Genomic DNA, 26,935 nt, shown 5'->3' on the forward strand with positions numbered 1-26,935 from the left:
TCCCGGGGGCGTGTTCAGGCGAAGAGGTTCTGCTGGTACATGCGGGACGTCTCGGCGAAGTTCTCGAAGACCGCGTGGTCGGCGGAGGACTCCTTCGCGGCGTCGTTGAGCAGGAACAGGTTGGACGCCTGGAAGAACTCCGACACCGGGGCGACGTCGGCGTGGGTGGCGATGAACCGGTCGGTCTCCTGCTGGTTGCCGCGCAGGGCGACGAAGAGTTGCAGCTCGTCGTGCCGGTACGGACGCATCTCGGCGAGCGTGCAGACATAGTCGTGGTACGCGGCGGCGTTCTGGCTGCGCCGACGGCCCTCGAACGCGGCCATCGCCTCCTCGACCGACGTCTCGCCGGTCAGCCACCGGTCGAGCGCGGCGGTGACCAGTTCCGCGTCCCGGAAGGCGTGCGTGATGCCGATCGCCGTGCACTGGTCCTTGGCCGACTCGGCATCGCCGACCAGCACCCAACCGGGCCCGTGCAGGGGGCGGAGGAACCCGGACTGGTCCAGGGTGCCGTAGAAGCGCTCCTCCTGGACGCCCTGGCTGCGGACCAGCTCCCCGAGTTCGGGGCTGACGAAGTCCAGCGCCCGCTGGAAGTTGCCCGGCACGTCGGCCCGGAACTCCCGGGACCAGTCGCTCGGCCCCCAGACCAGCACCATGTTCTGCTCGAAGTTGGTGGGCACGGCGGCGGCGGCGAGCCGGCCGCGCCGGTGCAGCTGCGCGTGACCGGGGTCGAAGCCGGAGAAGTAGCTCCAGTAGGCGAAGGTGCAGCGGGGCCGCTCGTCGAACTTGGGCAGGCCGAGGGTACGGGCGACGAACGAGTTCCGGCCGTCGGCGCCGACCACGATCTTCGCGCGTTCCTCGACCGTCTCCCCGTCGACGGAACGGCCCCGGATGCCGACCACCCGGCCGTCCTCGACGATCAGCTCCCGTACCGAGAAGCCGGTGCGCACCTCGGCGCCGGCCTTGGCGGCGGCCTCGACGAGGATCTGGTCGAGCACCCGGCGGCGCACGGAGGCGTAGCTCTGCACCACGCCGGAGTCGTCGCCGTGCAGGTCCCGGAAGTACTCCCGCAGCAGCTCCGGCGGCACCGACCCGGTCAGCCGGATGCCGTCGTTGACCACGTCGACCTCGGTGAACGTGGGGGTGACCGCGGTGACCTGGTCCAGCACGCCCCACCGGTTCAGGTAGGACATCCCGTGCGGCCAGAGGAAGTGCGTCGAGATGACGTCGCTGGGGAACGACGACCGGTCCACCACGAGCACCCGGTGCCCGCGCCGGGCGAGCAACAGGGCGGTGGAGGCGCCGGCACAGCGCGCACCGACGACTATCGCGTCGTACATGTTTTCTCGATCCTTCGATGGGGGTTCGTGTCCTCCGCCGGCCGGGCCACGGAGGCGGGCCGGAGGCCGCCGCGCGGGGGTGTCACCGGTCGGGCGGCGATGGACAGTCACCGTACACAGTGGATCGGTATGGGTGTTCGGGCGTCCACGGTCCGGCCGGTCGGCCCACGAGCCCGCGCCGGGCGGCGGTCGGGACGTGGTGGCCCGGTGCGGTCGTCAGGACGCGGTCGCCCCGCGCGGTGGTGGGACCGCGTGCCCCGTCCCGGCCTCCGGGTCGTAGCCGGCGGCCTGGAGGGCGAAGAGTTCGGCGTACCGGCCACCGGCCACGGTCAGCTCGTCGTGGCTGCCGGCCTCGACGAGCCGGCCCTGGTGCAGGACGAAGATCCGGTCGGCGTGCCGGACGTTGGCCAGCCGGTGGGTGATCAGGATGGTGGTGGCCCGGCCCTGCCGGTCCCGGATCGCCTGGAAGAGGGCGTCCTCGGCCCGGGGGTCGAGCGCGGAGGAGGGCTCGTCCATGATCAGCAACTCGGCGTCGCGGAGGAAGCCCCGGGCGGCGGTGATCCGCTGCCACTGCCCGCCGGAGAGGTCCTGCCCCTGGGCGAAGGTCCGGTCGAGCAGCGTCTCGTAGCCGTACGGCAGGTCGCGGATCATCTCGTCGGCGACCGCGCGGGCGGCGGCGGCCTCGATCCGGTCCTGCCGGGCCTCGGTGTCCACGTCGCCGATGGCGATGTTCGTCGCGGCCGTGAACGGCCACTTGTGGTACTCCTGCGTGACCACCGCGATCCGGGCCCCGAGCCGGCCGGCGTCCCACTCCGCGAGCGGCCGTCCGTTCCACTCGATCACACCCGCGCTGGGGGTACGCAGCATCGCGATCATCGCGGCCAGGGTGGACTTGCCGGAGCCGTTCTCCCCCACGAACGCCACTGTCTCCCCCGCCCGGACGGTGAGCGTGACGTCGGCGACTGCGGGGGTCTCCCGGTCGGGGTAGCACAGGCTGACGTTCCGCACCGCGATCTCGCGCAGTGGCGGCGGGGCCGCCCCGTCGCCGGTCCGGTCGGGCAGGTAGGCGGCGGCCCGGGTCAGGAAACCGGTGTAGTCGCTGACGTGCTGCCCGTCGGTGTAGACCTGGTCGACCTGGAAGGTGACCGTGCTGAGGGACCGCTGCGCGGACTGCACCGCCACCACACAGGTGGCCGCCGCCGCGAGCGGGATCTGCCCCTCGACCAGCAGGAACCCGAGCAGGGCGTAGACGACGCCGGTGGCGACGCCGCCGACCACCGCGCCGACGGTGGTGGTCGTGGTGACCCGCCGGGCCAGGGCGAGCTGGATGTCGGTCTCCACGCCCATCACCCGGTCGTACTGGTCGAGCAGGAAGCGGCGCAGCCCGTACGAGCGCAGCTCCGGGGCGGAGACCCGTTCGGCCATCAGCCGGTGCAGCAGCCACTGCCGGCGACGCCGGACCGACCCGGCGGTGTAGGTCTGGTAGCGCAGGTGCCCGGCGCGCAGCGCCGCGAAGGCCTTGGGCACCGTCGCGACCAGCAGCGCCACCAGCAGCAACGGGTGGATCACGACCACGGCGACGGCCACCGCGAGCAGCCCGGCGAGCCCGGCGAGCAGGTTCATCGACGCCTGCACCAGGGAGATCACCGAGTCGCTGCCCCGGGACGCGCGTTCCATCTCGTCGGCGAACGCGTCGGCGTCGAACGCATCCAGCCGGACCGCTGTGGTCACCTCGAACAGCCGGCGCTCCACGTCCCGGCTCACCCTCGGGGTGAGGCCGTTCTGGGCGTACCCGGTGGCGATGCCGGTGCCGGCCCGGATCGCCGTGACTCCCGCCAGGGCCAGCAGGGCGGGCAGCGCGCCCACCACCCGGTCGGCGGTCGGGCCACCGGCGAACAGTTCCACCAGCACCCGCTGGGTGGCGAGCAGCCCGAACGCCGACATCACCCCACCGCCGACCGTCGCGACAGCCACCACGGAGGTGCGGAACCGGTCGGCCCGCCAGGCGACCCGGACCGCCTCGGCGACCAGCCGGGGCAGTTCGGCGAACACGGCGAAGAGGCCCGCCTCGGCCCGCGCCCGCACGCCGGTCTCCCACCACATCGTCCGCAGCTCGGGCAGGACCGTCTCCGCGGACGCCCGGCCGAGTCGTCCGGGGTCGTCCCCTTCGGTGGGGCGGGCGGGTCCGACGGCGGTTCCGGTCACGGGCGCTCCTCGCAGGGTGACGGGACGGGCGTCGACCACGCGCAACCGTTCCCGGCGGGCGTGCGGCCATCGGCACGACCGTTCCCGGCGGGCGCGGCCACCGGCACGCCGGACGGCCACCACCGCGACCAGCCCGTCGCCGACGGTGCCGACCCCACCACTTAACGCCATCGACACCGGCTTGGGGAAGTGGTCAACCCCACCCGTTCTCGCCGGATGGCCGGGCGGCACCGACCTGCGAGGATGACTCCATGTTCAGGCGCATCCGGGAGCAGGCCCGGGAAAACTACAGACAGCAGCAGAAGATGAACCGGTCCCGGAACCCGGACGGCTGCTGCGACTGTTGCGACCTCGGGCTCTTCTCCACGATGCTGCTGCTCGGCTCGGCCGTGGCGAGCCGGACCGGGGCACCGGGGCTGGACCGGGCGGGGGTGGCGGCGATCCGCGGTTACCGGCGCTGGCTGTCGCCGTACTGGCCCGGCCGGTGCCGGTTCAGCCCGACCTGCGGGGCGTACGGCCTGACCGCGGTGGAGCGGCACGGACTGGCAGTGGGCGGACGGATGGCCGCCGGACGTGTCCGGCGCTGCCGCCCTTCGGTGCCGCGCGGCACCCACGACCCGGTGCGCTGACCGGGGACACCCCGTCGGGGCGGAGCCCGGTGGCCGGGAGGACCCGACTCCACGGCCACCGGACGCTTCGGTACTACTTCTCGGTGTGCAGCGCGACCAGGGCGCTGGCGGTACGGAAGTACGGGTTCCGCCCGAGGTCGCCGACGGTGACGATGCCGAAGGCCTCCTTCAGCAGCTTGGCGTCGCCGGAGCTGACCCCGGCGAGGGCGGACACCGGGGCGTCGACCAGCTCGGTGAGGGTCTTGTCCTGGTACGCCTTGTCGACCAGTGCGGTGAGGTCGGCGGTGACGGGCATGCATTCTCCTTCGAGATCCCGGCCGGTGGCCGGAAACGATTCTGGACCGCGACGAACGACACAGAAATGACCACGCGGTGATCGCGACACAATGGATCACCGCGTGGTCCTGTGTGGACCTCGTCGTGCCGGCACGTTAGCAACGCAACCTGGGAAATCGCTGACAGAATCGGCGGTACGAGATGCGGGGAAACGCCTTTCCCGTCCGACTGACCCCGCTGCCGGCCACATCGGCGGGGAGGGTGGCGGCGGCCGGTCATGATGGAACGGTGATTTGATTTCTGTTGAACCTGCTCTGGCTCGTCTTCGGCAGCGGAATCGTGCTGGGAATCGGCTACGGAATCGCGGCGCTCGTCTGCTTCGCACTCGTCGTGACGATCCCGTTCGGGGTCGCCTCGCTGCGGTTGGCCGCGTACTCGCTCTGGCCGTTCGGGCGCACCCTGGTCGACAAGCCGGACGCCGGCCTGCCCTCCGGTTTCGCCAACGTCGTCTGGCTGCTGGTCGCCGGCTGGTGGCTCGCCCTGGCGCACGTCGTCGCCGGCGTGGCCCAGTGCGTCACCATCGTCGGCATCCCGTTCGGCCTGGCGAACTTCAAGCTCGTCCCGGCCGCGCTCTGGCCGCTCGGACGGCAGGTCGTCGACACCCCCTGACCGGCACGGCCAGGGGCGGCACGGCCACCCCGGTCGCGTGGGTCAGGAACGTTCGCTGATCCGGTCCAGGTGCGCCGCGAGTTCGTCGGTGATCAGCAGGTCGGTCCGGATCTGGTCGTGCGGGTACGCGGCCCGCCCGACCATGTGCGCGGCCACCGGCGCGCTGGCCAGTTGGAACACCCCGACCAGGACGAGGGTGGTGATGTCCACCCCGGTACGCAGCCGCAGCGCGCAGCCGAGCAGGACCAGTAGCAGGCCGAGAACCTGGGGCTTGGCGGCGGCGTGCATCCGGGAGAGCAGGTCGGGGAAACGGACCAGGGCCACCCCGGCGGCGAGACTGAGCAACGCCCCGGCGATCAGGCAGACCGCGGCGATGGCGTCGAGGACGGCGTCGAGGCTCACTTCGGGCTCTTCCGCGCGGCGAAGCGGGCGACGCTGACCGAGCTGACGAAACCGAGGATGGCGAGCACCACCAGCACGGGCAGAGCGGTGGCGTCCCGACTGTACGCCGCCTCGGTGGCGATGGCGGCGACGACGACGGCCAGCAGCACGTCGGTGGCGACGGCCCGGTCGAGGATGGACGGTCCCCGGATGATCCGGGTCAGGGTAAGCGCGCCGGCCAGGGCGAGCAGAGCGGTGACGGTCACGGCTACGGCGGTCATCTCGGTGCCCCTTACAGGTCGGCCGGCGGCGACGTGCCGGTGTGGGTGGCTTCGATCATGAGGCGCTGTTCGTCCTCGGAGCCGACGGCGGCGATGATCCGCTCCTCCAGCTCCAGGACCTCACGCCGGAACTGCTCGACCTCCTCGATGGTGCGGACGCCGAGCACGTGGATGTAGAGGGTGCCGGTGGCCCGGTCGACCTCCAGGATGAGGCTGCCCGGCACCAGCGACAGGGCCTCGGCGGTGAGGGTGAGGTTCAGGTCGGTGTTGACCCGCAGCGGCACGGCGATGATCGCGCTGCGCGGTTCGTGCCCGAACCGGACGGCCAGCCAGGCGATCTGGGCGCTGGCCACCACCAGGTCGTAGAGGAAGCGGATCCCGAAGCGGAGCAGCCCCAGCGGGTGCAGCCGCCCGGCGAAGGTCACCGGTGGCAACGGGAAGACGGCCAGCAGCACGGCGGCGACGAGCAGCCCGCTGATCAGGTTGGCCCAGGTGAAGGTGCCCCAGAGCAGCACCCAGACGGCGACCAGCCCGGTCACCGCGATCACCAGGTTGCGCCGCCGGTCGCGGCGGGTCAGTGGCGGGTTCGTCGGCTCGATCGGCTGGCCCGGCGTCATCGGATCGGCACTCACGGCGTCCCCTCCGGGTAGACGGCCTCCACGTACGGCGTACGTTGCAGCAGGTCGTCGGCGGCGTCGGTGCTGATGTCGAAGAGCGGCCCGGCGACCACGGTCAGGGCCAGCCCGAACACCACCAGGGCGGCGGTCGACCCGATCATCAGCTTGGGCAGCATGACGCCCGACTGCCCGGCGGCCGGATCCTCGTACGGCTGGTCCGCGTCGTCGCGGCCGGTCGCCGTCGGCATGTCCGCATGCGGTGCCCGCCAGAAGGCCAGGTTCCACACCCGGGCGATCGCGTAGAGGGTGAGCAGGCTGGTGACCAGGCCGGCGGCGACCAGGCCCCAGGCCAGCGGCCCGCCGTCGTCGACCCCGGCCTGCACGAGGCCGAGCTTGCCGAGGAACCCGGAGAAGGGTGGGATGCCGGCGAGATTGAGCGCGGGTACGAAGAAGAGCACCGCGAGCAGCGGGGAGAGCCGGGCCAGGCCGCCGAGGCGGTCCAGGGCCGTGCTGCCGCCCCGCCGCTCGACCAGGCCGGCGGCGAGGAACAGGGTCGTCTGGATGGTGATGTGGTGCACCACGTAGAAGATCGCGGCGGCCAGGCCGAGCGAGGTGGTCAACCCCACCCCGAACAGCATGTAGCCGATGTGGCTGATCAACGTGAAGGAGAGCAGTCGTTTGATGTCGGACTGGGCGACCGCGCCGAGGATGCCGACCAGCATGGTCAGCCCGGCCACCCAGAGCAGCAGGTCGGCGGTCCGGCCACCGGGAAAGAGCAGCGTCTCGGTACGGATGGTGGCGTACACGCCGACCTTGGTGAGCAGGCCGGCGAAGACCGCGGTGACCGGGGCGGGCGCGGTCGGGTAGCTGTCCGGCAGCCACGCCGACAGCGGGAAGACGGCGGCCTTGATGCCGAAGGCGAGCAGCAGCATGCCCTGGAGGACCAGACGCAGGTCGTCGGGGAGGGCGTCGAGCCGTTCCACCAGTTGGGCGAGGTTGAGCGTGCCGGTCGCCGAGTAGACCAGCCCGATCGCCACCAGGAAGATCATCGACGACAGGAGACTGACCACGACGTACGTGGTGCCGGCCCGGATCCGGGTCTCGGTGCTGCCCAGGGTCAGCAGCACGTAGCTGGCGACCAGCAGGATCTCGAACCCGACGTAGAGGTTGAACAGGTCGCCGGAGAGGAACGCGTTGCACACGCCGGCGGTGAGCACCAGGTACGTGGGGTGGTAGACCGACAGCGGCGTCTCCTCGTCGCCGTCGGCCATACCCTGCCCGATGGAGTACACCAGCACGCAGAGGGTGACCGAGGCGGAGACGACGAGCATCAGCGCGGCGAGCTGGTCGGCGACCAGCACGATGCCGAGCGGCGCCACCCAGCCGCCCACCTCGACGACGAGCGGGCCGTCGACGGTGGAGACGACCAGCAGCAGCGCGGAGACCACCACGGTGGCGGTGAGCACGGTGAGGCTGACCCAGCGCTGGGCGCGGGGCCGGCCGGCCAGCATGAGGGTGAGCGCCGCGCCGAGCAGCGGCATCACCACCGGCATCGGGACGAGGTGGTTCATCCGGCCCTCCCCGCGTCCGCGCCGGTGGGGGTGGGCACCGGATCGTCGTCCTCGGCCGGTTCACCGGCGGTCTGCTCGTCGGCGGTGCCCGGCCCCTCGTCCCGCTCGGCCAGGTCCATGATCCGGCGGTCCTCCACGTCGTCCTGCACCTCGTCGTGGCCGTTGAGGTGCCAGCTCCGGTAGGAGAGCGCGAGCAGGAACGCGGTCATGCCGAGGGTGATGACGATGGCGGTGAGCACCATCGCCTGGGGCAGCGGATCACTCATCTCCTCCTCGGGAGTGGTGCCGACGATCGGTGGCCCGCCGGCCCGGCCCCCGGTGAGCAGGAGCAGGTTGGCGCCGTTGCCGAGCAGGATGACGCCCATCAGCACCCGGGTGAGGCTGCGCTCCAGCAGCAGGGTCACCCCGGCGGCGAAGAGCACGCCGACCACGAGGACGTAGGTGAGGTTCGGGGTCACACCAGCTCCTTGTCGCGCACCTCGGCCGGTACGTCGCTCCGTTCGGTCTCGTGCTGCCGGTCCATCTCCGCGCCGAGGCTGCGCAGGATGTCCAGCACCAGCCCGACCACGATCAGGTACACGCCGACGTCGAAGAAGACCGACGTGACGAAGTGCAGGTGGCCCACGACCGGCAGGTAGAAGTCGAGCAGGGCGCTCTGGAGGAACTCCCCGCCGAACGGGATCGCGGCCACGCCGGTGCCGACCGCCACGAACAGCCCCGCGCCGAGCAGCTTGCCCGCGTCGACCGGTGCGGCGCTGTTCAGCTCGGTGCGTCCGCCGGCCAGGTACCGCACGGTCAGGGCGAGACCGGCGACCAGGCCGGCGGCGAACCCGCCGCCGGGGGCGTTGTGACCGGAGAAGAGCAGGTAGATGGAGAAGACCGCGATGGCGTGGAAGAGCAGCCGGGTGACCACCTGGAGGATCACCGACTGGCGACGGGTGGTCGCGCCGGTGGTCAGCCAGCGCGGTCGGGACGCCGTGTTGGTCGTCGCCCCCGGAATGCCGCTGCGCTTGTCCAGGTCGCGGGAGCGCCTGAAGATCAGGCTGGCCACGCCGGTGGCGGCCACCACCAGGACGGCGATCTCGCCCATGGTGTCCCAGGCCCGGATGTCGACCAGGGTCACGTTGACCACGTTCTTGCCGCCGCCGTAGGAGACCGCCTCGTCCGGGAAGTCGACCGAGATCGGGACGGCCTGCCGGCCGGACGCGGCGACGTACGCCATGCCGGCGGTGACCGCGCCGACGGCGATGCCGAGCCCGATCCGGCCGCGCCGGCTGGACCGGATCGGCCGTTCCGAGAACTTCTCCGGCAGCCGACGCAGGACCAGCACGAACATCACGATCGTGACGGTCTCCACGAGGAACTGGGTCAACGCCAGGTCGGGCGCGCCGTGCAGCACGAAGAGCACCGCGGTGCCGTAGCCGGCGACCCCGACCAGGATCATCGCGGTCAGCCGGCGCAGCGCCCGGGCGGCGGCGATCGCGGCGACGATCACCACGGCGGCGGCCACCGCCTGGAGCGGGGTGTCCCAGGCCCGGAACGAACCGGACCACGGGCTGCCGGCCAGCAGCGCGGCGCCGGGCAGGACGACCAGCACGAGCAGGATGACGCCGAGGTAGAACGGGAGCGAACCACGCTGGGTGGCGCCGGTCAGCTCGACCGCCAGCCGGTCCACCCCGTTGACCACCTTCTGGTAGGCGGCGGCGCCGTCGAACGGCAGCCGCGCGCCGGTGCGCAGCCGCCCGCGGTGGACCAGCAGGAACAGTCCGGCACCGGCCGCGACGGCCGCCACCGAGAGCCCGAGCGCGAGCGTCGGCCCGTGCCAGAGCGCCAGATGGTACGGAGTTCCGGTGGTCGGGTAGAGGTCGGCGTACGGGGCGAGCAGCCGGTCGACGACCGGCGCGGACACGCCGACGACCAGCCCGGCGGCGGCGAGCAGGGCCGGTCCCGCCAGGAACGGCCAGCCCACCGGGTGTGTCGTCTCGGTCGCCGCTACTCCGGGCTTGCCGGCGAAGGCGCCCCAGAGGAAACGCAGCGTGTACGCCACGGTCAGCGCCGAGCCGAGCACGACCCCGGCCAGCACCACCCGGTCGGCGACGCCTCCGTGCAGGAACGCCTCGTAGGCGGCTTCCTTGGCGACGAACCCGGCCAGTGGCGGCAGGCCGGCCATGGACGCGGCGGCGAGCGTGGCGACCACCGCCAGCGCCGGGGAGCGCCGACCGAGCCCGCTGAGTTCGCGCAGGTCACGGGTGCCGGTGGCGTGGTCGATGATGCCGACCGAGAGGAACAGGGTGGCCTTGAACAGCGCGTGGGCCAGCACCATCGCCACGCCGGCCAGCGCGGTGTCCCGGGTGCCCGCCCCGAGCACCACCATCAGCAGGCCGAGCTGGCTGACCGTGCCGTACGCCAGGAGCAGTTTGAGGTCGACCTGGCGCAGCGCGGCCCAGGCGCCGAGGAAGAGGGTGACCAGACCGGTGACGAGCAGCACCGGCCGCCACGGGGCGATGTCGGCGACCGCCGGGCCCATCAGGGCGACCAGGAACACGCCGGCCTTGACCATGGCCGCGGCGTGCAGGTAGGCGCTGACCGGGGTGGGGGCCGCCATCGCGTTGGGCAGCCAGAAGTTGAACGGGAAGATCGCCGACTTGCTCATCGCGCCGAGCAGCACCAGCAGCAGCGCCACGGCCAGGTAGCCGCCGTCGGGGAGGTTCCCGGCGATCTCCGACCAGCGGTAGGTGCCGGCGTGCTGGCCGAGCATGATGAACCCGGCGAGCATGGCCAGACCGCCCAGCGTGGTGACCAGCAGGGCCTGCATGGCCGCCCGACGGCTGGCCCGCTTCGCCGGGTCGTACCCGATGAGCAGGTAGGAGAAGACGGTGGTCAACTCCCAGAAGACGTAGAGCAGCAGCAGGTCGTCGGAGACCACCAGCCCGAGCATCGCCCCGGCGAAGGCGACGAAGACCGCCGCGAACCGGCCCAGTCCGGGGTCGTCGGAGCTGAAGTAGTGCGCGCTGTACGCCAGCACCACCGCGCCGACCCCGCCGACGAGGACGACCAGCAACCAGCCCAGCGTGCCCATCCGGAGGGCGATCTCGAGTCCCAGCCCCGGCACCCAGGGGAAGGTCTCCACCACGGGGGTGCCGGAGCGGACCTGACCGGTGTGGGCGAGTGCCCAGGCCAGGGTCGCGGCCGGCACGGCCGCCACGAGGTAGAGTGCCCGCCGCCCCCAGGTGCGTACCAGCGCCGGGGCGATCACAGCAGCGAGGGCATGGACCGCCACCAGTACCAGCACACAACCTCCCCAAGATCCACCCGGCTTTCCCACAACACTATCCAGGAAGACGGGAAATCAACACGGGTCGTGGGCCAAGTCATCGATCAACTACGCCGGGCGACCTGCCCTGACCAGCGGACCCGCCGGACCCGCCGGGCCGTCAGTGCCCTTCCGGGCGGTCCGGGTGCCGGTGCGGCACCCGGGTGTGCGGGTCGTCACGGTCGATCCGCAGTTCCCGTTCGAGTTCGGCCACGACCGCGCGGAGGTCGTCCAGCCGTTGGCTGATGGCGATCCGGTCCACCTCGTCCGGCACGCCGTCGCCGTCCTCGTCGTAGTCCGGGGCGAGCCGCTCGGTCATCTCCAGCCGGCGGGCCTCCTCCATCGAGTTCACGATGACCGCGATCAGGATGTTGAGCAGCAGGTTAACCGTGATCAGCACGTAGCTGACGTAGTAGAGCAGGGTCCACGGGGAGAGGGCCATGCCCTGCTCGATCAGGTCCGGCAGCGTCTCCAGGGAGAGCAGCACGAACAGGGTCAGCAGCGAACGACCGATGTCCCCGTACTGCTCGGGGTAGGCGTCGGCGAAGATCAGCCAGCCGGCCATGCCGTAGACGTAGAGGGTCACCACGGCCAGCGCGAGGAAGCCGCCGACCCCCGGCAGGCTGCGCCACAGCGCGGCGACGATCGTGCGCAGACCCGGGGAGAAGCGCACCAGCCGGACCATCCGGGCGACCCGCACCACCCGCAGCAGCGCGGAGTCGCCGTGCAGGCCGGGCAGGAAGATCGCCGAGATCACCACGAAGTCGAAGACGTTCCAGCCGTGCCGGAAGAAGTCCTGCGGGCGGCGGCCGTAGGCGAGCAGCCGGATGACGATCTCGGCGACGAAGGCGATCCGGAAGCACCACTCCAGGCCGTGCAGGATCGGCCCGGCCACCCCCAGGTGCGGGTACGTCTCGACGCCGAGCACCACCCCGTTGGCGATGATCACGACGACGATGGCGATCTCGAACGGGCGGGACCGGGCGATCCGACCGCAGCGGTCGGCCAGGCGGGACCGACCGTCGGCCCGGGTGGTGACGCCGCTCACCGGGCCGCAGCCACCGTGGCGTTCACCGGGCGCTGTCCCGCTCGGCCTCCCGGCGCAACCCGTCGGCTTCCATGTCGACGTAACGGCGGATCAGCCGACCGCCGAGAAGGGCGGTGAGCCGGGCGAACGGTCCGTCCAACCGCAGCGTGAGGGTGGCCTCGGACCGTCCCGGACTCATCGGACGCACCTGGTGGTCGCCGGTGGTGCGGACCCCGGGGCTGGTGGCCGTCCAGGCGAAGCCGGCCCCGTCGACCCGGGTGACCGTCCAGGTGTTCTCCGGCAGACGGTGCTGCTTGAGCCGGACGGTCTCGCCGACCGTGAGCGCCCCGGACGCCGGCCGGTCGAGCCGGGCGACGGACGCGTTCCAGCGCGGCCAGCCCGCCACGTCCCGCAGCACCCGGGCGACCTCCCCGGCCGGCGCGGCGATCTCCACCTTCCGGTGGTACGCGATGCCCAACGTGTTCCCACCTCCTCCCCGTCCGGGTCAATCATGAACGGTGCTCGCTCCGGCGCAGGTCACCGGGGCGGGAATTCGGATTGGCAGGCGCCGCACCCGTGCCTACCCTGCGCACGGGAGACCGCCCGCCACCGCGCCGGAGCTGAGGAGACGCTCGTTGGATCTCGACCGCAGTCACGTCGTCCGTGAGGGCGACCTGCGCATCCTCAACCCGTTCGACGCCGGAAAACTGGCCACCCTCGGACAGGCGATCCGCCTGCGTCCCGGGATGTCCCTGGTGGACCTGTGCTGCGGCAAGGGTGAGCTGCTCTGCACCTGGGCCCGGGAGCACGGGATCTCCGGCACCGGCGTCGACATCAGCACCGCCTTCACCGCCGCCGCCCGGGAGCGGGCCGCCGAACTGGGGGTGGCCGACCGGGTCCGCTTCGTGCACGGCGACGCCGCCGCGTACGTACCCGCGGAACCTGTCGACGTGGCCGCCTGCGTCGGTGCCACCTGGATCGGCGGGGGTGTCCCCGGCACGCTGGAGATCCTGGAACGTGCCCTGCGCCCCGGCGGGATGCTGCTGGTCGGCGAGCCCTACTGGCGGCGGACGCCCCCGGACGAAGCAACCGTCCAGGGCTGCTACGCCACCTCCCCGGAGGACTTCCACGACCTGCCGGGTCTGGTCGAGCTGTTCGGGCGGTGCGGCTTCGACCTGGTCGAGATGGTCCTCGCCGACCAGGACAGTTGGGACCGGTACGCGGCGGCGCACTGGCTCAACCTGAGCCGATGGCTGGACGACAACCCGGACGACGACCTCGCCCCGCAGTTCCGCGTCGAGCTGACCGAGGACCCGGTCCGTCACGTGCGGTACGTCCGGGAGTACCTGGGCTGGGGGGTCTTCGCGCTGCGCCGCCGCTGACCGGCCGGCGGGCCGGCGGGGTGACGGGCACGTTGCCGGACGGCTTGCCCAGCTCGCGGGCCCCGGTCGGGTGAGCGGTCCCCGGTGGGTCGTCAGCGACTCCGGACCGAGAGCCGACGCGCCAGCCCGACCAGCTCGGTCCGCGCGTCGTCCACGATCGACGCCTCGTGGAGCGCGGCCACGGCCTCCTCGGTCCGGGCGGCGATCATCTCCTCCACCCGGCGCAGGCCGCCGGTGTCGACGATGATCTCCCGGAGGACGTCCGCGCCGGCCCGGTCGAGGTGGGGATCACCGTGCCACCGGTCGAGCTGGGCGGCCTGCGCGTCTTTGGCGGCCTGCCGGGTGAGCGCCATCAGCACGGTCGCCTTGCCGTCGCGCAGGTCGGTCAGGGTGGACTTGCCGGTGAACGTGTCGTCGCCGAAGACGCCGAGCACGTCGTCGCGGAGCTGGAACGCCTCGCCGAGCGGGATGCCGATCCGGGAGAAGGTGGCCAGCTCGGCGCGGTTCGCGCCGGCCCACGCGGCCCCGATCTGGAGCGGACGCTCCACCGTGTAGCGGGCGCACTTGTAGCGCAGGATCCGCAGGCAGTCGTCCAGTCCGGCACCGGCGGCCTCGCCCCGGACGTCGAGGTACTGCCCCATCATCGCCTCGACGCGCATCCGCTGGAACAGCGTTCGTACCCGGGCCACCCGGTCGGCGCTGCCACCACTGCAGAACAGCTGCTCGGACCAGACCAGGCAGAGGTCTCCCCAGAGGATCGCCATGTTCCGGCCGAACCGCTCGGCGTCCCCGCGCCAGCCGCGTCGCCGGTGCCGGTCGGCGAGGTCGACGTGCAGGGTCGGCCGGCCGCGTCGGGTGTCACTGTCGTCCATGACGTCGTCGTGGATCAGCGCGAAGGCGTGGAACAGCTCCAGGGCGGCGGCGACCCGGACCACCCCGGGCCCGCCCCCGCCGCAGGCCCGCCAGCCCAGGTGACAGAAGGTCGGTCGGGTCCGCTTGCCGGCCGCGCCCAGGACGAAGGACCGGAGCAGTTCGACCCCGTGTCGCCAGTCCTCGTCGCCGGTGGTGTCGAGTTGTCCACCGAGGAACTCGGCGAGTACCGCGTCGACCTCCTGCCGGAGCGCCCCGGTCCCGGGGTCGGCGGTCACCGCCGTCGGGCCGACGGCCACCGTCGAGGTCCCGCCACCTGGGTTGATCATGAGTGTTCTCCCCTCAGCCGTCAGCCGGTCGGCCGTGACCGCACGGTCCCGGCGGGGCGGGTCACCGGACTCCGCCGGCCACCGGCAGAACCGGGCGACCGGTGAGCCGGACCGCGGGATCGACGATTTCCGTCCGTCCCACTGTCACGAAATCCGACCGTCCACATACGTGGGTGCTGTTCCCTTCCTGGAGGCGGCGGTTCACGCACTGCGCGGCCGGTTCGGACAATGGCCCGCGACAATTCGGCAGCGCTCGATGGATTGTATCGGAACGGGAACTCGACGGCGGCCCTTGACGGGCATTTCTCCCCGCCCTGCCCGACCACTCGGCGAGGCCACGACCATTCGCCTTTTCCGCAGCTCAGGCAGGATCCGGCCGACACGCCGGCGGTTCAACGGGACGACGGCGCAGCACGCGTACGCGCACTTCCCGCATGGACCTGACCTGCGGTTCACCGGCCGGACGCCGCCGGGATCGTCGCCGTCGGACCGCGACCCGACCGGACCCCCGTCCGCGCATTGGTCCGGCCGGTCCGGCGCATTTCTCCGGCACTCCGTCACGCACCGGGAAGAATGGGCGCACCAACGGGCCGGCCGCGATCCCGGCCCACCAGCGGAGACCGGACCATCACCCAACCTTGACAGATCTAACTAAGGTTAGGTTAACCTAACCGCCATGAGTGGTCGGGACAGTCACGTCGAGGGCCTGCGCGGCGTGGATCTGCGTCTGGGCTACCACGGGGCGACCGTGGTGCACGACGCCGCCATCACGTTGCGTCCCGGCGCGGTGACGGCCCTGGTGGGGCCGAACGGCAGCGGCAAGTCGACGCTGCTGCGCGGACTGGCCCGGCTCCACCCGCTGGAGCACGGCGAGGTGCAGCTCGCCGACGGCACCTCGGCCCGGGCACTCACCGCCCGGGAGTTCGCCCGCCGGGTCACCCTGCTGGCCCAGAGCCGACCCACCCCCAGCGGTGTCACCGTCCGGGACGTGGTCGGTTACGGCCGGCACCCGTACCGGGGACGCTGGCGGGCCGGCGATGCCGACGGTCCGGCCATGGTCGACCGGGCCATGGCGACCACCGGCGTCACCGCGATGGCGGACCGGCCGGTCGACGAACTCTCCGGCGGGGAGTTGCAGCGGGTCTGGCTGGCCACCTGTCTGGCCCAGGACACCGGCGTCCTACTGCTCGACGAGCCGACCACCTTCCTCGACCTGCGCTACCAGGTCGAGATCCTCGACCTGATGCGCGACCTCGCCGACGACGACCGGGTCGCCGTCGGCGTCGTCCTGCACGACCTCAACCAGGCCGCCGCCGTCGCCGACGAGGTGGTGCTCCTGCACGCCGGACGCGTCCGGGCCACCGGCTCTCCCGTCGACGTCCTGACCGAGGAGGCCCTCACCGAGACGTACGGCATCCGCATCGAGGTGACCGTCGACCCGCTCAACGGGCTCCTCAGCACCCGACCCGTCGGCCGGCACTCGACCCGGTCCCTCGCCTGACCCGCCAACCGAACCACGAGCAGAGAAGACGTCATGATGCGTACCCGTGCGACCCTCCTGGTCGCCGCCGTCGCCGCGCTGGCCCTGGGCGCCTGCGGCACCACCGAAGACCCGGCCGCGAGCCCCTCCACCTCCGACGCCGCGTCCAGTGGCCCGGTGACCGTCACCGACAGCCGGGGCAAGGCCGTCACCCTCAAGGCACCGGCCACCAAGGTCGTCGCGCTGGAGTGGGCCGAGGCCGAGATCCTGGCCAGCCTCGGTGTCATGCCGGCCGGCGTGGCCGACCCCAAGGGGTACGCGACCTGGGTCACCTCCGTGAAGCTCGACGACACCGTCAAGGACGTCGGGACCCGGGGCGAGCCCAGCGTCGACTCGATCGTCGCGCTCCAGCCCGACCTGGTGGTCATGGCGGACGACCGGGGCGGCGCGGTCGTCTCGCAGCTGGAGAAGTACGTCCCGGTGCTGGTCACCAAGGCCAGCGACGCCAAGGACAACATCGGCCGGATGCGGTCGGACGTGACCATGATCGCCCAGGCGACCGGCAAGACCGCCGAGGGCGAGAAGCTGCTCGCCGACTTCGACGCCGCGATCGCCGACGCCAAGAAGAAGATCGCCGACGCCGGGGCGGCCGGACGGCAGTTCGCCGTCGCCGACGGCTGGAAGGACGGCAGCAACGTCACCGTCCGGATGTTCGGTCAGGGTGCCTTCGTCTCCCAGATCGGCATCCAGCTCGGCCTGAAGAACGCCTGGACCGGCAAGGTCGACGAGGTGTGGGGGCTGGGCCAGACCGACGTCGAGGGCCTGACCGTCCTCAAGGGCCAGGACCTGACCTTCTTCTACAACGCCTCGGACGGCGACGACGTCTTCAAGGACGGTCTCGCCAACAACGCGATCTGGAAGTCGCTGCCCTTCGTGCAGCAGAACAAGCTGCACCGGATGCCGGACGGCATCTGGACCTTCGGCGGGCCGCTCTCCGGCAAGCAGTACGTCGACGAGTTCGTGAAGGTCTACACGGCTTGAGCCAGCTCAGCACGCCGGTCCGTCCGGGAGCGGCCACCACGGCCGTCCCGGGCGGACCGCTCGCCCCCTCCCGCGTCGTCACCGCCTTCGTCCTCGCCGTCGGTCTCGTCCTGGTGATCACGGCGGTGCACCTGACCCAGGGCACCTCCACCGTCGGCGCGCTCGACCTGCTGCGCCTGCTCGTCGGCGCCGACGACGAGGCGGCCCGGGTGCTGGTCGCCTCCCGGATCCCCCGGCTGCTCGCCGGACTCGCCGTCGGCGTCGCGCTCGGCTTCGCCGGAGCCGCCCTCCAGTCCCTGGCCCGCAACCCGCTGGCGTCCCCGGACACCCTCGCGGTCAACGCCGGGGCGCACCTGGCGATCGTGACCGTGGCGGCGTTCGGCATCTCGCTACCGGTGTTCTCCTCCGGCGTGATCGCCTTCGTCGGTGGCCTGCTCGCCGCCGGTCTGGTGCTGACGCTGGCCACCGGCGGTCAGGCCGCCACCACCCGGCTGATCCTCGCCGGTTCGGCCACCGCGCTCGCCCTGAGTTCCGTCACCATGCTGCTGATGCTCCTCTTCGAGCAGGCCACCATCGGTCTGTTCGCCTGGGGCAACGGCTCGCTGGTGCAGGCCGACCTGGCGGCGTTCACCCAGCTCGCCCCGGTGATCGCGGTCGCCGCCGCGCTGCTGGTCGCACTCGGCCACCGGATGGACGTGCTGGCCCTCGGCGACGACACCGCCACCGTGCTCGGGCTGGACGTCCGACGCACCCGCCTCCTGGTGATCGTGCTCGCCGTCCTGCTCTCCGCCGCCGCGGTGACCCTCGCCGGGCCGATCGGCTTCGTCGGGCTCTGCGCCCCGGTGATCGTCCGGCTGCTCGGCCGGATCGTCCCCGGCGTGCACCGGCACCGGGTCCTGCTGCCCCTGTCCGGCCTGGCCGGCGTGGTCATCGTGCTCGGTTCCGACGTGCTGCTGCGGGCCGTCCTCGGCGGGCAGGCCGGGGTGGACGTGCCGACCGGCGTGGTCACCACCCTCTTCGGCGCGATCCTGATGGTGTGGCTGGCCCGCCGCTACCGGGACGCCGGTCCCACCCGTCGCCCACCGGGCGGGCACGCCGCGGTCCGCTCCCGCGCCTTCCACCTCGGCGTGGTCACCGCCGCCGCCGTGGTGACGGTCGTCGCGGTCGCGCTCGGCATGCTCTTCGGGGACACCTGGGTGCTCCTCGGCGACGTGGTCAACTGGGTGCAGGGACGGACCGGTCCGGCGTACACCTTCGTGCTGGACCAGCGCTGGCCCCGGGTCGCGGCGGCGCTGCTGGCCGGCGCGGCGCTCGCCGTCGCCGGCACCACCGTGCAGGCGGTCTGCCGCAACCCGCTCGCCGAACCGGGCATCCTCGGCATCACCGGCGGCGCCGGCATCGGTGCGGTGGCGCTGCTGACCTTCGTCCCGCTGGCCGGGGTCGCGGCCATCTCCGGAGCCGCCGGGCTCGGCGCGGTCCTGGCGTTCGCCCTGGTCTACGGACTGGCCCGGCAGGGCGGCCTCAGCTCCGACCGCCTGGTGCTGATCGGTTTCGCGGTCTGGCAGGGCGGCACCGCCATCATCACCTTCATCATCGTCACCTCCGATCCGTGGAACACCGGCAAGGCGCTGACCTGGCTCTCCGGCTCCACCTACGGCCGGACGGCCCCGCAGGTCCTCCCGGTGGCGATCGCGTTGCTGCTCAGCATTCCGGCCATCGTCGCGGCCCGGCGGGAACTCGACCTGCTGTCGCTGGACGACGACACCCCCCGGGTGCTCGGCGTCCGGCTGGAACGCACCCGGCTGCTCGCCCTCGGCGCGGCGGCGCTGCTCACCTCGACGGCGGTCAGCGCGGTCGGCGTGATCGGCTTCGTCGGGCTGGTCGCCCCGCACGCCGCCCGGGCCCTGGTCGGTGGCCGGCACTCGCGGGTGCTGCCGGTCGCCGTGCTGCTCGGCGCGGCCCTGGTCAGCCTCGCCGACACCCTCGGCCGCACGGTCATCGCTCCCGCCCAGGTCCCCGCCGGCCTGGTCACCGCGCTGGTCGGCACCCCCTACTTCGTCTGGTTGCTGTGGCGCTCGCGCGGCGCGGCGACCGGGCCGCGATGAGTTCCCGACCGGTGGTCCGGCACCCGTGCCGGACCACCGCGCACCGATAAGGAAGGCCGTCATGCCGAGCACCCTCTCCGTCGCCCCCTGGCGCGTCTTCGCCGTCGAGGTCCGTGCGCTGCGCCGGCTCAGCCCGTCGTTCCTGCGGGTCACCTTCACCGGCCCGGACCTGGACCGGTTCGCCGACAACGGTTACGACCAGCGGATCAAGGTGGCGCTGCCGCGTACCGGCGAGACGGTGGCCGAGCTGCCGCACGGCGCCGACTGGTACCAGCAGTGGCGGACGCTGCCGGAGGAGTCGCGCTGCCACGTCCGGACGTACACGGTCCGGGCGGTGCGCCAGGACGTCCAGGAGGTGGACGTCGACCTGGTGCTGCACGGCGACGGCGGCCCGGCCACCCGGTGGGCGCGGCGGGCCCGGCTCGGCGACCGGCTCGCCCTGGTGGGCCCGGACGCCGGGTTCGACGGGGTGCACGGCGGGGTCGAGTTCCGGCCCCCGGCGGTCGGGACGCTGCTGCTCGCCGGGGACGAGACGGCCGCCCCGGCGATCTGCGCCATCCTGGAACGGCTGCCGGCCGACGCCCGGGGCCACGCCCTGATCGAGGTGCCCGACACCGGCGACGTCCTGCCGGTGGCCGCTCCCTCGGGCGTGACGGTGACCTGGCTGCCCCGGATCGGCGCGGCCCACGGCAGCCGGCTCGCCCCGACCGTGGCGGCGCTCGCCGGGGAGCTGCTGCCGGCCGCCCGGCCCGCTCTCGCGCTGGCCGGCGCGCCGGCCGGGTTGCTGGCCGAGGTGGACGTCGACCGGGACATCCTCTGGGAGGTGCCGGATGTGCCTCCCGCCGCCCCGCTCTACGCCTGGCTGGCCGGCGAGGCGGCGGTGATCCGGGGACTACGCCGGCACCTGGTCACCGAACGGGGGCTCGACCGGAGCGCGGTGGCCTTCATGGGCTACTGGCGACTGGGCCGCACCGCCGACTGACCACCCCACCACCTCACCGCCCCGCCGGCCGCTTGATCGACTCGTTCTGCGGCATGTCGGCCCCATCCGGGCCACGGACACCCCGACATACCGCAGGACGAGTCGATCAGCCGGGGACGGAGCCGGGGCGGTCGAGGAAGAGGAGCCGGGCGCGTTTGTGCGGCAGGTCCACCTCCGGGCCGGGCACGAACCCCGCCCGGACCAGCCGGGCGATGGCCCGGTCGTTGCGGGCGTCCGGCTCGACGACGATCCGCCGTCGGGACCCGTCGGTCAGGACGAAGTCGAGGAACGCGCCGAGCACGGTGCCGGTGAAGCCCGGCTCGGTGCCGCCGTCCGGTGGCCCGACCATCAGGTGGATGCCGAAGTCGCCCGGCCGCACGTCGTAGCACTCGCCCACCGGGTCGGCCGCCGGCTCGTACGTCTGGAAGAGCCCCACCGGGCGGCCGTCCCGGTGGATCAGGTACGCGTGGTGGGTGGTCAGCGAGTCCAGGTAGGCGTAGATCTCCTCGACCCGCTCCCGGCTGGCGTCCCGCATGCCCCAGAAGCGGGACCGTTCCCGGGTGACCCAGTCGTGGATCAGGTCGGCGTCGGTGGCCGGGGCGACGGGCCGGATGGTCACCTCCCCGAAGCCGTCGACGTGCCGCCGCCAGACCGGGTCAGTGGGTGTCGTCATCGCGCTCCTCGGTGAGCCGGTGCCAGTCGGTGACCACGGGTGCGAGATCACCGCGCAGCCAGTACGGCAGCTGGTCGCGGCGGTGCGGGTCGCCGGGCACCCCGGACGCCCCGAACGGCACGATCCACCGGCTGTCGTCCCGTCGGCCCAGGTCCCAGACGTACCGGGCGGCCGACGCCCGGAGGCAGAGGTGGGTGACCCCGGGAACGCTGGAGGTGGCGAGCACGCAGTCGTGGTCGCCGGAGAGGCCCGGCCACTGCTCGTCCGGGTCGGGCCGGGCCGCCCAGGGGGCGAGCCGGTGCACCTCCCCCCAGCGGGTCGGGGCGGCGTCGGCCGTCTCGTCGAGCGCGGCACGGGCGGCGGCGACCCGGTCGGATGCCGGAAGGAGATCCGTGGTGAGCAGGGTCTCCAGGGCGAACCCGACCTTCGGCACCAGGGCGAGCCAGGGGTGGAACAGCGCCGGGTACCGGGTCGGGTCGGCCAGCGGGGTCAGCGTCGGGTGCGCCGCGAGCCGGCGTACCACCCCGGCCCGGACGGCGGCGAAGGCGGCGGCGTCGACGCTGTCGGCGCTCATCTCGCGGTCCCAGCGCAGCAGCCGGTCCCGCAGGGCGGCGGCGGCCGGGGGGAGCCCGTCCAGGCCGGCGAGGAGGGCCAGCAGCGGCTCGGCGGAGGCCAGCCGGGTGTCGGTGTGGACGGTCTTCTGGTCGTCGGCGGTCCAGTCCCGGCGCGCGGTGAGGAGTTCCCGGATCCGGTCGGCCCGGTGAGGTGGGGCGAACTCGACGCCGAGCGGCGTGGCGACGCCCCGTTCATTGGCCATCACGGCAAGGTCGCGCACCTCGGCACGGGGCAGGTCGTGCCAGCCGCGCCACTCGTGGCCGGGTTCCCAGGCCGGGACGACCCGCAGCCCGTTGGCCCGGTTTCGCACCGGCACCGCCCCGGCGGCGCGGTGCAGCAGGCCGCCCTCGGTGTCGGCGGCGAGCACCACGTTGACCGGCTCCACCCAGTGGTCGACGGCGGCGTCCACGTCGGCGACCCGGGTGGCGGCGAGCAGGGCGGGCAGCGCGGCGAAGCCGAGGTCGCCGGAGACCCGGGGCGGGTAGCGGAGGCTGATCGCCGGCTCGTCGTCGGGGCCGCCGACGATCACCGGCCCACGTGCGGTCTCCACGATCTCGACCTCGACCGGGTCGCCGTCGGCCACCTCGACCGTCTCGACGTGCCGCTCGGCGGGGTGCCAGCCGTCCGGGCCGAGTGCCTCGACGGTGTCGCCCCGGCGGCGCAGCCGCTCGGCGTAGAGGTCCTGGTAGTCGGCCATCGCGTTGGTGATCGCCCAGGCCACCGTGCCGGCGTGTCCGAAGTGGGCGATGCCGGGCACGCCCGGCACGGCCAGTCCGACCACGTCGTACGCCGGGCAGGCCAGCCGGATCTGCTGGTAGATGCCGGGGTCCTCGATGAACCGGTGCGGGTCCCCGGCGACGATCGCCGCCCCGCTGGCGGTGCGCGCGCCGGTGAGCAGCCAACCGTTGCTGCCGGCGGTGTCGGGGCGGTCGGTGGCGAAGAGGGGGACCGCGTCCGCGCCGAGGTGGCGGGCGACCTCGGTCCGCCAGAGCTTGGCCGGGAATCCGGCGAACAGGATGTGGTGGGCTAGCCAGACGGCGAGCGGGGTCCAGGGCTGCCAGTGGCCGGGGGTCAGCCCGGTGGCGGCGAACTGCGGCGCCCGGCGGGCTCCGGCGGCGAGGCCGGCGTTCACGCCGTCGACGTACGCCTGCACCCAGGCGGCGGTGGCCGGGTCGAGGTTGGCGTGGCAGCGGCGGGCGGTGTCGGCGAGCCGGGCCTGCCGGGCGAAGAGGTCCCAGTCGAGCGCGTCCGCGCCGAGGAAGGAGGCGCTGGTCCCCTGTGACCGGTGCCGTTCCACCTCGACCTGCCAGGCGCGGTCGATCGCCGCGTTGCGCCCCTGGGCGAAGGCGAGGGCCCGCGGATCGTCGGCCCGCAGGTGGGGAATTCCCCACGGATCACGGAAGACCTGATGTTCCACCCGACCCCTTCCATCGATAAGGTTTGCCTAACCTACGTAACTGGGGGGCTCACGCACAATCCCGCCTCGGTGACGGTACGCGATTCGATCACAACTCCTTGACAAGAAGTTAGGTTAGGGTAACCTAACCACGGCTCGCGCCGGTCTGTCCGTTTCCGGCTTCCGGCCGACCCTGACCGTCTCCACGCGACCGTTGAGGAAACCGCCATGAACCTCCAGGGGCACGAAGCCGCGCCGGTCCCGGCGCGACGCCGGCCGACGGCCGCCCGCGCGTACCTGCTCAACCAGGACACGGTCGACGACTACCGGCGGACGGTGAGCGCCGGGATCGACCGGGTGGCGGGCCGAATCGCCGGCGCCGACCGTCCGTTCTCCGGGATCACCCCGGACCGGCTCGCCCCCGAGATCGACCGGATCGACCTGGACCGACCGCTGCACGACCCGGCCGCCGCCCTCGACGAACTGGACTCGGTCTACCTCCGCGACGCGGTGTACTTCCACCACCCCCGCTACCTGGCCCACCTGAACTGCCCGGTGGTGATCCCGGCGCTGCTCGGCGAGGCCGTGCTCAGCGCGGTCAACTCCTCGATGGACACCTGGGACCAGAGCGCCGGCGGGACGCTGATCGAGCGCCGCCTGATCGACTGGACGACCGACCGGATCGGCCTCGGCCCGACCGCCGACGGGGTCTTCACCAGCGGCGGCACCCAGTCCAACCTCCAGGCCATGCTGATGGCCCGGGAGGAGGTCTGCGCCGCCCAGCCGCTGCCCCGGGCCGACCTGCTGCCCCGGCTGCGGGTGCTCGCCTCCGCCGCCGGGCACTTCAGCGTGCAGAAGTCGGCCAAGCTGCTCGGCCTGGCCCGCGACGCGGTGGTCACCGTCGAGACCGACGCCGACCGCCGGATGCGCCCCGAGGCGCTGGCCCGCGAGATCGACCGCTGCCACCGAGCCGGCCAGGTCGTGATGGCCGTGGTCGCCACCGCCGGCACCACCGACTTCGGCACCATCGACCCGCTGCCGGCCATCGCCGAACAGTGCCGGGCCGCCGGGGTGTGGCTGCACGTGGACGCCGCGTACGGCTGCGGCCTGCTGGTCTCGACCACCCGCCGGCACCTGCTGGACGGCATCGAGCAGGCCGACTCGGTCACCGTGGACTACCACAAGTCCTTCTTCCAGCCGGTCAGCTCCAGCGCGGTGCTGGTACGCGACCGCCGGGTGCTGCGGCACGCCACCTACCACGCCGACTACCTCAACCCGGCCCGGATGGTCGAGCAGCGCATCCCCAACCAGGTCGACAAGAGCCTCCAGACCACCCGCCGCTTCGACGCGCTGAAGCTCTGGCTGACCCTGCGCATCATGGGGGCGGACGCCCTCGGCGCGCTCTTCGACGAGGTGGTGGACCGGGCCGCCGACGCCTACACGCTGCTCGGCACCGACCCGCGCTTCGAGGTGGTCACCCGGTCGCAGCTCAGCACGGTGGTGTTCCGGTACCTGCCGGCGGACCGCCACCTCGCCGACGCCGCCAACCTGCACGCCCGGGAGGCCCTGGCCGCCTCCGGGGCCGCCGTGGTCGCCGGGACCAAGGTGGACGGTCGGCACTTCCTGAAGTTCACCCTGCTCAACCCGGAGACCACGATCGACGACATCGCACACGTCCTGGACCTGGTCGCCGCACACGCGAGCCGGTACGTCCGGGCGCGGACGGCCGCCGAGGTGTCGGTCCCGGCCCCCGGCGTCGCCGCCGAACCCTGCCACGTCGGCTGACCACCCCCGCCCCGTCGGCCCGGCCACGTCGGCTGACCACCCCCGCCCCTCGCCCCTGGAGAACCGCTTGTCCACCCACGACTTCATCGCGATCGGGCTGGGCCCGTACAACCTGGGTCTGGCCTGTCTGACCGAGCCGATCGCCGACCTGGACGGCGTCTTCCTGGAGGCCCGCCCGGACTTCGACTGGCACCCGGGGATGCTGCTGGAGTCCACCCGGCTCCAGACGCCGTTCATCGCCGACCTGGTCACCCTGGCCGACCCGACGTCGCCGTACTCGTTCCTCAACTACCTGAAGGAGTCGGGGCGGCTCTACCCGTTCTACATCCGGGAGAGCTTCTTCCCGCTCCGCCGGGAGTACAACGACTACTGCCGCTGGGCGGCCGGCAAGCTGGGCTCGCTCCGGTTCGGCCAGCAGGTCACCTCGGTCGAGTACGCCGACGGCGGGTACACCGTCCGGGCCACGGTCGCCGCGAGCGGCGAAACGGTCGAATACCGCGCCCGGCACCTGGTGCTGGGCACCGGCACCCCGCCGTACCTGCCGCCGGCCTGCGCCGGACTCGGCGGCGACATAATCCACAACGCGCAATACCTGGAGCACCGGGACGCCCTGCGGGCCAAGCGGAGCATCACCGTGGTCGGCAGCGGGCAGAGCGCGGCGGAGATCTACCACGACCTCCTCGGCGACCTCGGCACCTACGACTACCAGCTCAACTGGGTGACCCGCTCGCCGCGCTTCTTCCCGCTGGAGTACACCAAGCTGACGCTGGAGATGACCTCCCCGGACTACGTGGACTACTTCCACGCGCTGCCCGAGCCGACCCGCTACCGGCTGGAGTCCGAGCAGAAGAACCTGTTCAAGGGGATCAACTCCGACCTGATCAACGACATCTTCGACCTGCTCTACGCCCGCAGCCTCGACGGCCCGGTCCGCACCCGGCTGCTCACCAACACCGAGCTGACCGACGCGGCGTACGACGAGAACACCGGCAGCTACCGGCTCGGGCTGCGCCACGTCGAGCAGGAGCAGGACTTCACCCTGGACACCGAGGGGCTGGTGCTGGCCACCGGCTACCACTACCGGGTGCCGGACTTCCTCGAACCGGTGCGGGACCGGATCCGCTGGGACGACCACGGTCGCTTCGACGTGGCCCGCAACTACACCGTCGACCACGCCGGACGGGAGATCTTCCTCCAGAACGCGGGCACCCACACGCACAGCATCACCTCGCCCGACCTGGGCATGGGGCCGTACCGCAACTCGTGGATCATCCGGGAGCTGACCGGGCGGGAGCACTACCCGATCGAGAAGCGGATCGCCTTCCAGGAGTTCGGCGTACCGGCGGGTGCGGGCTCGTGACCGCCGTCGTCTACCGCCGGGTCGACCCGCGGCTCGGCGGATTCGCCCTGCGTACCCTCGATCCGGACGCGGACGCCGCGCTGCTGCACGGCTGGGTTACCCACCCGAAGGCCGCGTACTGGCTGATGCTCGACGCCGACGTCGCCCGGGTCGCCGCCGAGTACCGCCGCATCCACGAGCACCCGCACCACGAAGCCTTCGTCGGCCTGTGGCAGGACCGGCCGGCGTTCCTCGCCGAACGGTACGACCCGGCGCGGATCGAACTCGTCGGCCTGTACGACGCCGCCGAGGGGGACGTCGGCATGCACTTCCTCTGCGCCCCCGCCGGGACCCCCGTGCACGGTTTCACCCTCGCCGTGATCACCACCGTGATGGCCTGGCTCTTCGCCGATCCGGCGACCCGCCGGGTGGTGGTCGAGCCGGACGTCCGCAACACGGCGGTGCACGCCCTCAACGCGGCGGTCGGCTTCGAGGTGGTCGGCCCGGTCACCAAGCCCGAGAAGGAGGCGCTGCTCAGCGTCTGCACCCGGGCCATGTTCGAGAAAGCCACCGGCCTGGACACCACGGTCCGGCCGTCACCGGAGGAGTCCCGCGCGTGAACCCCGTCGAGT

The 26,935-nt window shown here is 72.6% G+C and carries 23 protein-coding genes and 1 pseudogene; 10 read left to right on the plus strand and 14 right to left on the minus strand.

Annotated elements, in window-relative coordinates; all coding sequences use genetic code 11:
- Nucleotides 1-14: 14 nt before the first annotated feature.
- A complete protein-coding gene (locus QSK20_RS17615) occupies nucleotides 15-1,337 on the minus strand; it encodes an NAD(P)/FAD-dependent oxidoreductase (RefSeq protein WP_285789668.1) in 1,323 nt (440 codons plus the stop codon).
- 216 nt (nucleotides 1,338-1,553) lie between these two features.
- Nucleotides 1,554-3,538 (minus strand): annotated as a pseudogene (locus QSK20_RS17620) (ATP-binding cassette domain-containing protein); the annotation flags it as partial.
- 255 nt (nucleotides 3,539-3,793) lie between these two features.
- On the opposite strand from QSK20_RS17620, the gene yidD reads away from it, so the two are divergent.
- Nucleotides 3,794-4,171 (plus strand): membrane protein insertion efficiency factor YidD, encoded by a 378-nt coding sequence (yidD, locus tag QSK20_RS17625; protein ID WP_285789669.1) that lies wholly within the window; start codon nucleotides 3,794-3,796, stop codon nucleotides 4,169-4,171.
- 73 nt (nucleotides 4,172-4,244) lie between these two features.
- Here the strand turns inward: yidD and QSK20_RS17630 are convergent, their stop codons facing one another.
- On the minus strand, nucleotides 4,245-4,466 hold the full coding sequence (locus tag QSK20_RS17630) for a hypothetical protein (RefSeq protein WP_285789670.1): 222 nt from the start codon (nucleotides 4,464-4,466) through the stop codon (nucleotides 4,245-4,247).
- Nucleotides 4,467-4,747: 281 nt separating this feature from the next.
- On the opposite strand from QSK20_RS17630, the gene QSK20_RS17635 reads away from it, so the two are divergent.
- Nucleotides 4,748-5,116, plus strand: coding sequence for a YccF domain-containing protein (locus QSK20_RS17635; protein ID WP_285789703.1), 369 nt, complete (start codon nucleotides 4,748-4,750; stop codon nucleotides 5,114-5,116).
- A gap of 42 nt (nucleotides 5,117-5,158) precedes the next feature.
- On the opposite strand, the gene mnhG is transcribed toward QSK20_RS17635, so the two are convergent.
- The 8 genes from mnhG to QSK20_RS17675 form a co-directional block, all read right to left on the minus strand.
- Complete coding sequence (gene mnhG, locus QSK20_RS17640) at nucleotides 5,159-5,518, minus strand: monovalent cation/H(+) antiporter subunit G (protein ID WP_088980920.1); 360 nt, start codon at nucleotides 5,516-5,518, stop codon at nucleotides 5,159-5,161.
- Complete coding sequence (locus tag QSK20_RS17645; protein WP_285789671.1) at nucleotides 5,515-5,778, minus strand: MrpF/PhaF family protein; 264 nt, start codon at nucleotides 5,776-5,778, stop codon at nucleotides 5,515-5,517. The genes mnhG and QSK20_RS17645 overlap by 4 nt, the downstream gene beginning before the upstream one ends.
- A gap of 11 nt (nucleotides 5,779-5,789) precedes the next feature.
- On the minus strand, nucleotides 5,790-6,395 hold the full coding sequence (locus QSK20_RS17650) for a Na+/H+ antiporter subunit E (protein WP_502888925.1): 606 nt from the start codon (nucleotides 6,393-6,395) through the stop codon (nucleotides 5,790-5,792).
- 11 nt (nucleotides 6,396-6,406) lie between these two features.
- Nucleotides 6,407-7,966: a Na+/H+ antiporter subunit D gene (locus QSK20_RS17655; protein WP_285789673.1), complete on the minus strand. Its 1,560-nt coding sequence runs from the start codon at nucleotides 7,964-7,966 to the stop codon at nucleotides 6,407-6,409.
- Nucleotides 7,963-8,424, minus strand: a complete 462-nt coding sequence (locus QSK20_RS17660; protein ID WP_285789674.1) for a Na(+)/H(+) antiporter subunit C — start codon at nucleotides 8,422-8,424, stop codon at nucleotides 7,963-7,965. The genes QSK20_RS17655 and QSK20_RS17660 overlap by 4 nt, the downstream gene beginning before the upstream one ends.
- Complete coding sequence (locus QSK20_RS17665; RefSeq protein WP_285789675.1) at nucleotides 8,421-11,258, minus strand: Na+/H+ antiporter subunit A; 2,838 nt, start codon at nucleotides 11,256-11,258, stop codon at nucleotides 8,421-8,423. The genes QSK20_RS17660 and QSK20_RS17665 overlap by 4 nt, the downstream gene beginning before the upstream one ends.
- Nucleotides 11,259-11,400: 142 nt before the next feature.
- Nucleotides 11,401-12,327 (minus strand): ion transporter, encoded by a 927-nt coding sequence (locus QSK20_RS17670; protein ID WP_088980926.1) that lies wholly within the window; start codon nucleotides 12,325-12,327, stop codon nucleotides 11,401-11,403.
- 22 nt (nucleotides 12,328-12,349) lie between these two features.
- A complete protein-coding gene (locus QSK20_RS17675) occupies nucleotides 12,350-12,784 on the minus strand; it encodes an SRPBCC family protein (protein WP_285789676.1) in 435 nt (144 codons plus the stop codon).
- Nucleotides 12,785-12,941: 157 nt separating this feature from the next.
- On the opposite strand from QSK20_RS17675, the gene QSK20_RS17680 reads away from it, so the two are divergent.
- Nucleotides 12,942-13,688: an SAM-dependent methyltransferase gene (locus QSK20_RS17680; protein WP_285789677.1), complete on the plus strand. Its 747-nt coding sequence runs from the start codon at nucleotides 12,942-12,944 to the stop codon at nucleotides 13,686-13,688.
- A gap of 92 nt (nucleotides 13,689-13,780) precedes the next feature.
- Here the strand turns inward: QSK20_RS17680 and QSK20_RS17685 are convergent, their stop codons facing one another.
- On the minus strand, nucleotides 13,781-14,887 hold the full coding sequence (locus QSK20_RS17685) for a polyprenyl synthetase family protein (protein ID WP_285789678.1): 1,107 nt from the start codon (nucleotides 14,885-14,887) through the stop codon (nucleotides 13,781-13,783).
- 676 nt (nucleotides 14,888-15,563) lie between these two features.
- On the opposite strand from QSK20_RS17685, the gene QSK20_RS17690 reads away from it, so the two are divergent.
- The 4 genes from QSK20_RS17690 to QSK20_RS17705 all read left to right on the plus strand — a co-directional run bounded on the left by QSK20_RS17690 (nucleotide 15,564) and on the right by QSK20_RS17705 (nucleotide 20,495).
- Nucleotides 15,564-16,388, plus strand: coding sequence for an ABC transporter ATP-binding protein (locus tag QSK20_RS17690; protein ID WP_285789679.1), 825 nt, complete (start codon nucleotides 15,564-15,566; stop codon nucleotides 16,386-16,388).
- Nucleotides 16,389-16,421: 33 nt separating this feature from the next.
- Nucleotides 16,422-17,408: an ABC transporter substrate-binding protein gene (locus QSK20_RS17695; protein ID WP_285789680.1), complete on the plus strand. Its 987-nt coding sequence runs from the start codon at nucleotides 16,422-16,424 to the stop codon at nucleotides 17,406-17,408.
- Nucleotides 17,405-19,513, plus strand: coding sequence for an iron ABC transporter permease (locus QSK20_RS17700; RefSeq protein WP_285789681.1), 2,109 nt, complete (start codon nucleotides 17,405-17,407; stop codon nucleotides 19,511-19,513). The genes QSK20_RS17695 and QSK20_RS17700 overlap by 4 nt, the downstream gene beginning before the upstream one ends.
- Nucleotides 19,514-19,574: 61 nt before the next feature.
- Entirely contained in the window at nucleotides 19,575-20,495 is a 921-nt protein-coding gene (locus QSK20_RS17705) for a siderophore-interacting protein (protein WP_285789682.1), read from the plus strand.
- Between the two features lie 106 nt (nucleotides 20,496-20,601).
- Here the strand turns inward: QSK20_RS17705 and QSK20_RS17710 are convergent, their stop codons facing one another.
- Entirely contained in the window at nucleotides 20,602-21,168 is a 567-nt protein-coding gene (locus QSK20_RS17710) for a GNAT family N-acetyltransferase (RefSeq protein WP_285789683.1), read from the minus strand.
- A complete protein-coding gene (locus QSK20_RS17715) occupies nucleotides 21,152-23,200 on the minus strand; it encodes a penicillin acylase family protein (RefSeq protein WP_285789684.1) in 2,049 nt (682 codons plus the stop codon). Before QSK20_RS17715 ends, QSK20_RS17710 begins: the two co-directional genes overlap by 17 nt.
- 207 nt (nucleotides 23,201-23,407) lie before the next feature.
- Between QSK20_RS17715 and QSK20_RS17720 the strand changes: the two genes are divergently transcribed.
- The 3 genes from QSK20_RS17720 to QSK20_RS17730 all read left to right on the plus strand — a co-directional run bounded on the left by QSK20_RS17720 (nucleotide 23,408) and on the right by QSK20_RS17730 (nucleotide 26,923).
- Nucleotides 23,408-24,964 (plus strand): pyridoxal phosphate-dependent decarboxylase family protein, encoded by a 1,557-nt coding sequence (locus tag QSK20_RS17720; RefSeq protein WP_285789685.1) that lies wholly within the window; start codon nucleotides 23,408-23,410, stop codon nucleotides 24,962-24,964.
- 67 nt (nucleotides 24,965-25,031) lie between these two features.
- On the plus strand, nucleotides 25,032-26,324 hold the full coding sequence (locus tag QSK20_RS17725; RefSeq protein WP_285789686.1) for a lysine N(6)-hydroxylase/L-ornithine N(5)-oxygenase family protein: 1,293 nt from the start codon (nucleotides 25,032-25,034) through the stop codon (nucleotides 26,322-26,324).
- Nucleotides 26,321-26,923, plus strand: coding sequence for a GNAT family N-acetyltransferase (locus QSK20_RS17730; RefSeq protein ID WP_285789687.1), 603 nt, complete (start codon nucleotides 26,321-26,323; stop codon nucleotides 26,921-26,923). The genes QSK20_RS17725 and QSK20_RS17730 overlap by 4 nt, the downstream gene beginning before the upstream one ends.
- Nucleotides 26,924-26,935 lie beyond the last annotated feature (12 nt).

The organism is Micromonospora sp. NBRC 101691 (genome assembly GCF_030269285.1).
GTDB classification, from domain to species: domain Bacteria; phylum Actinomycetota; class Actinomycetes; order Mycobacteriales; family Micromonosporaceae; genus Micromonospora; species Micromonospora echinospora.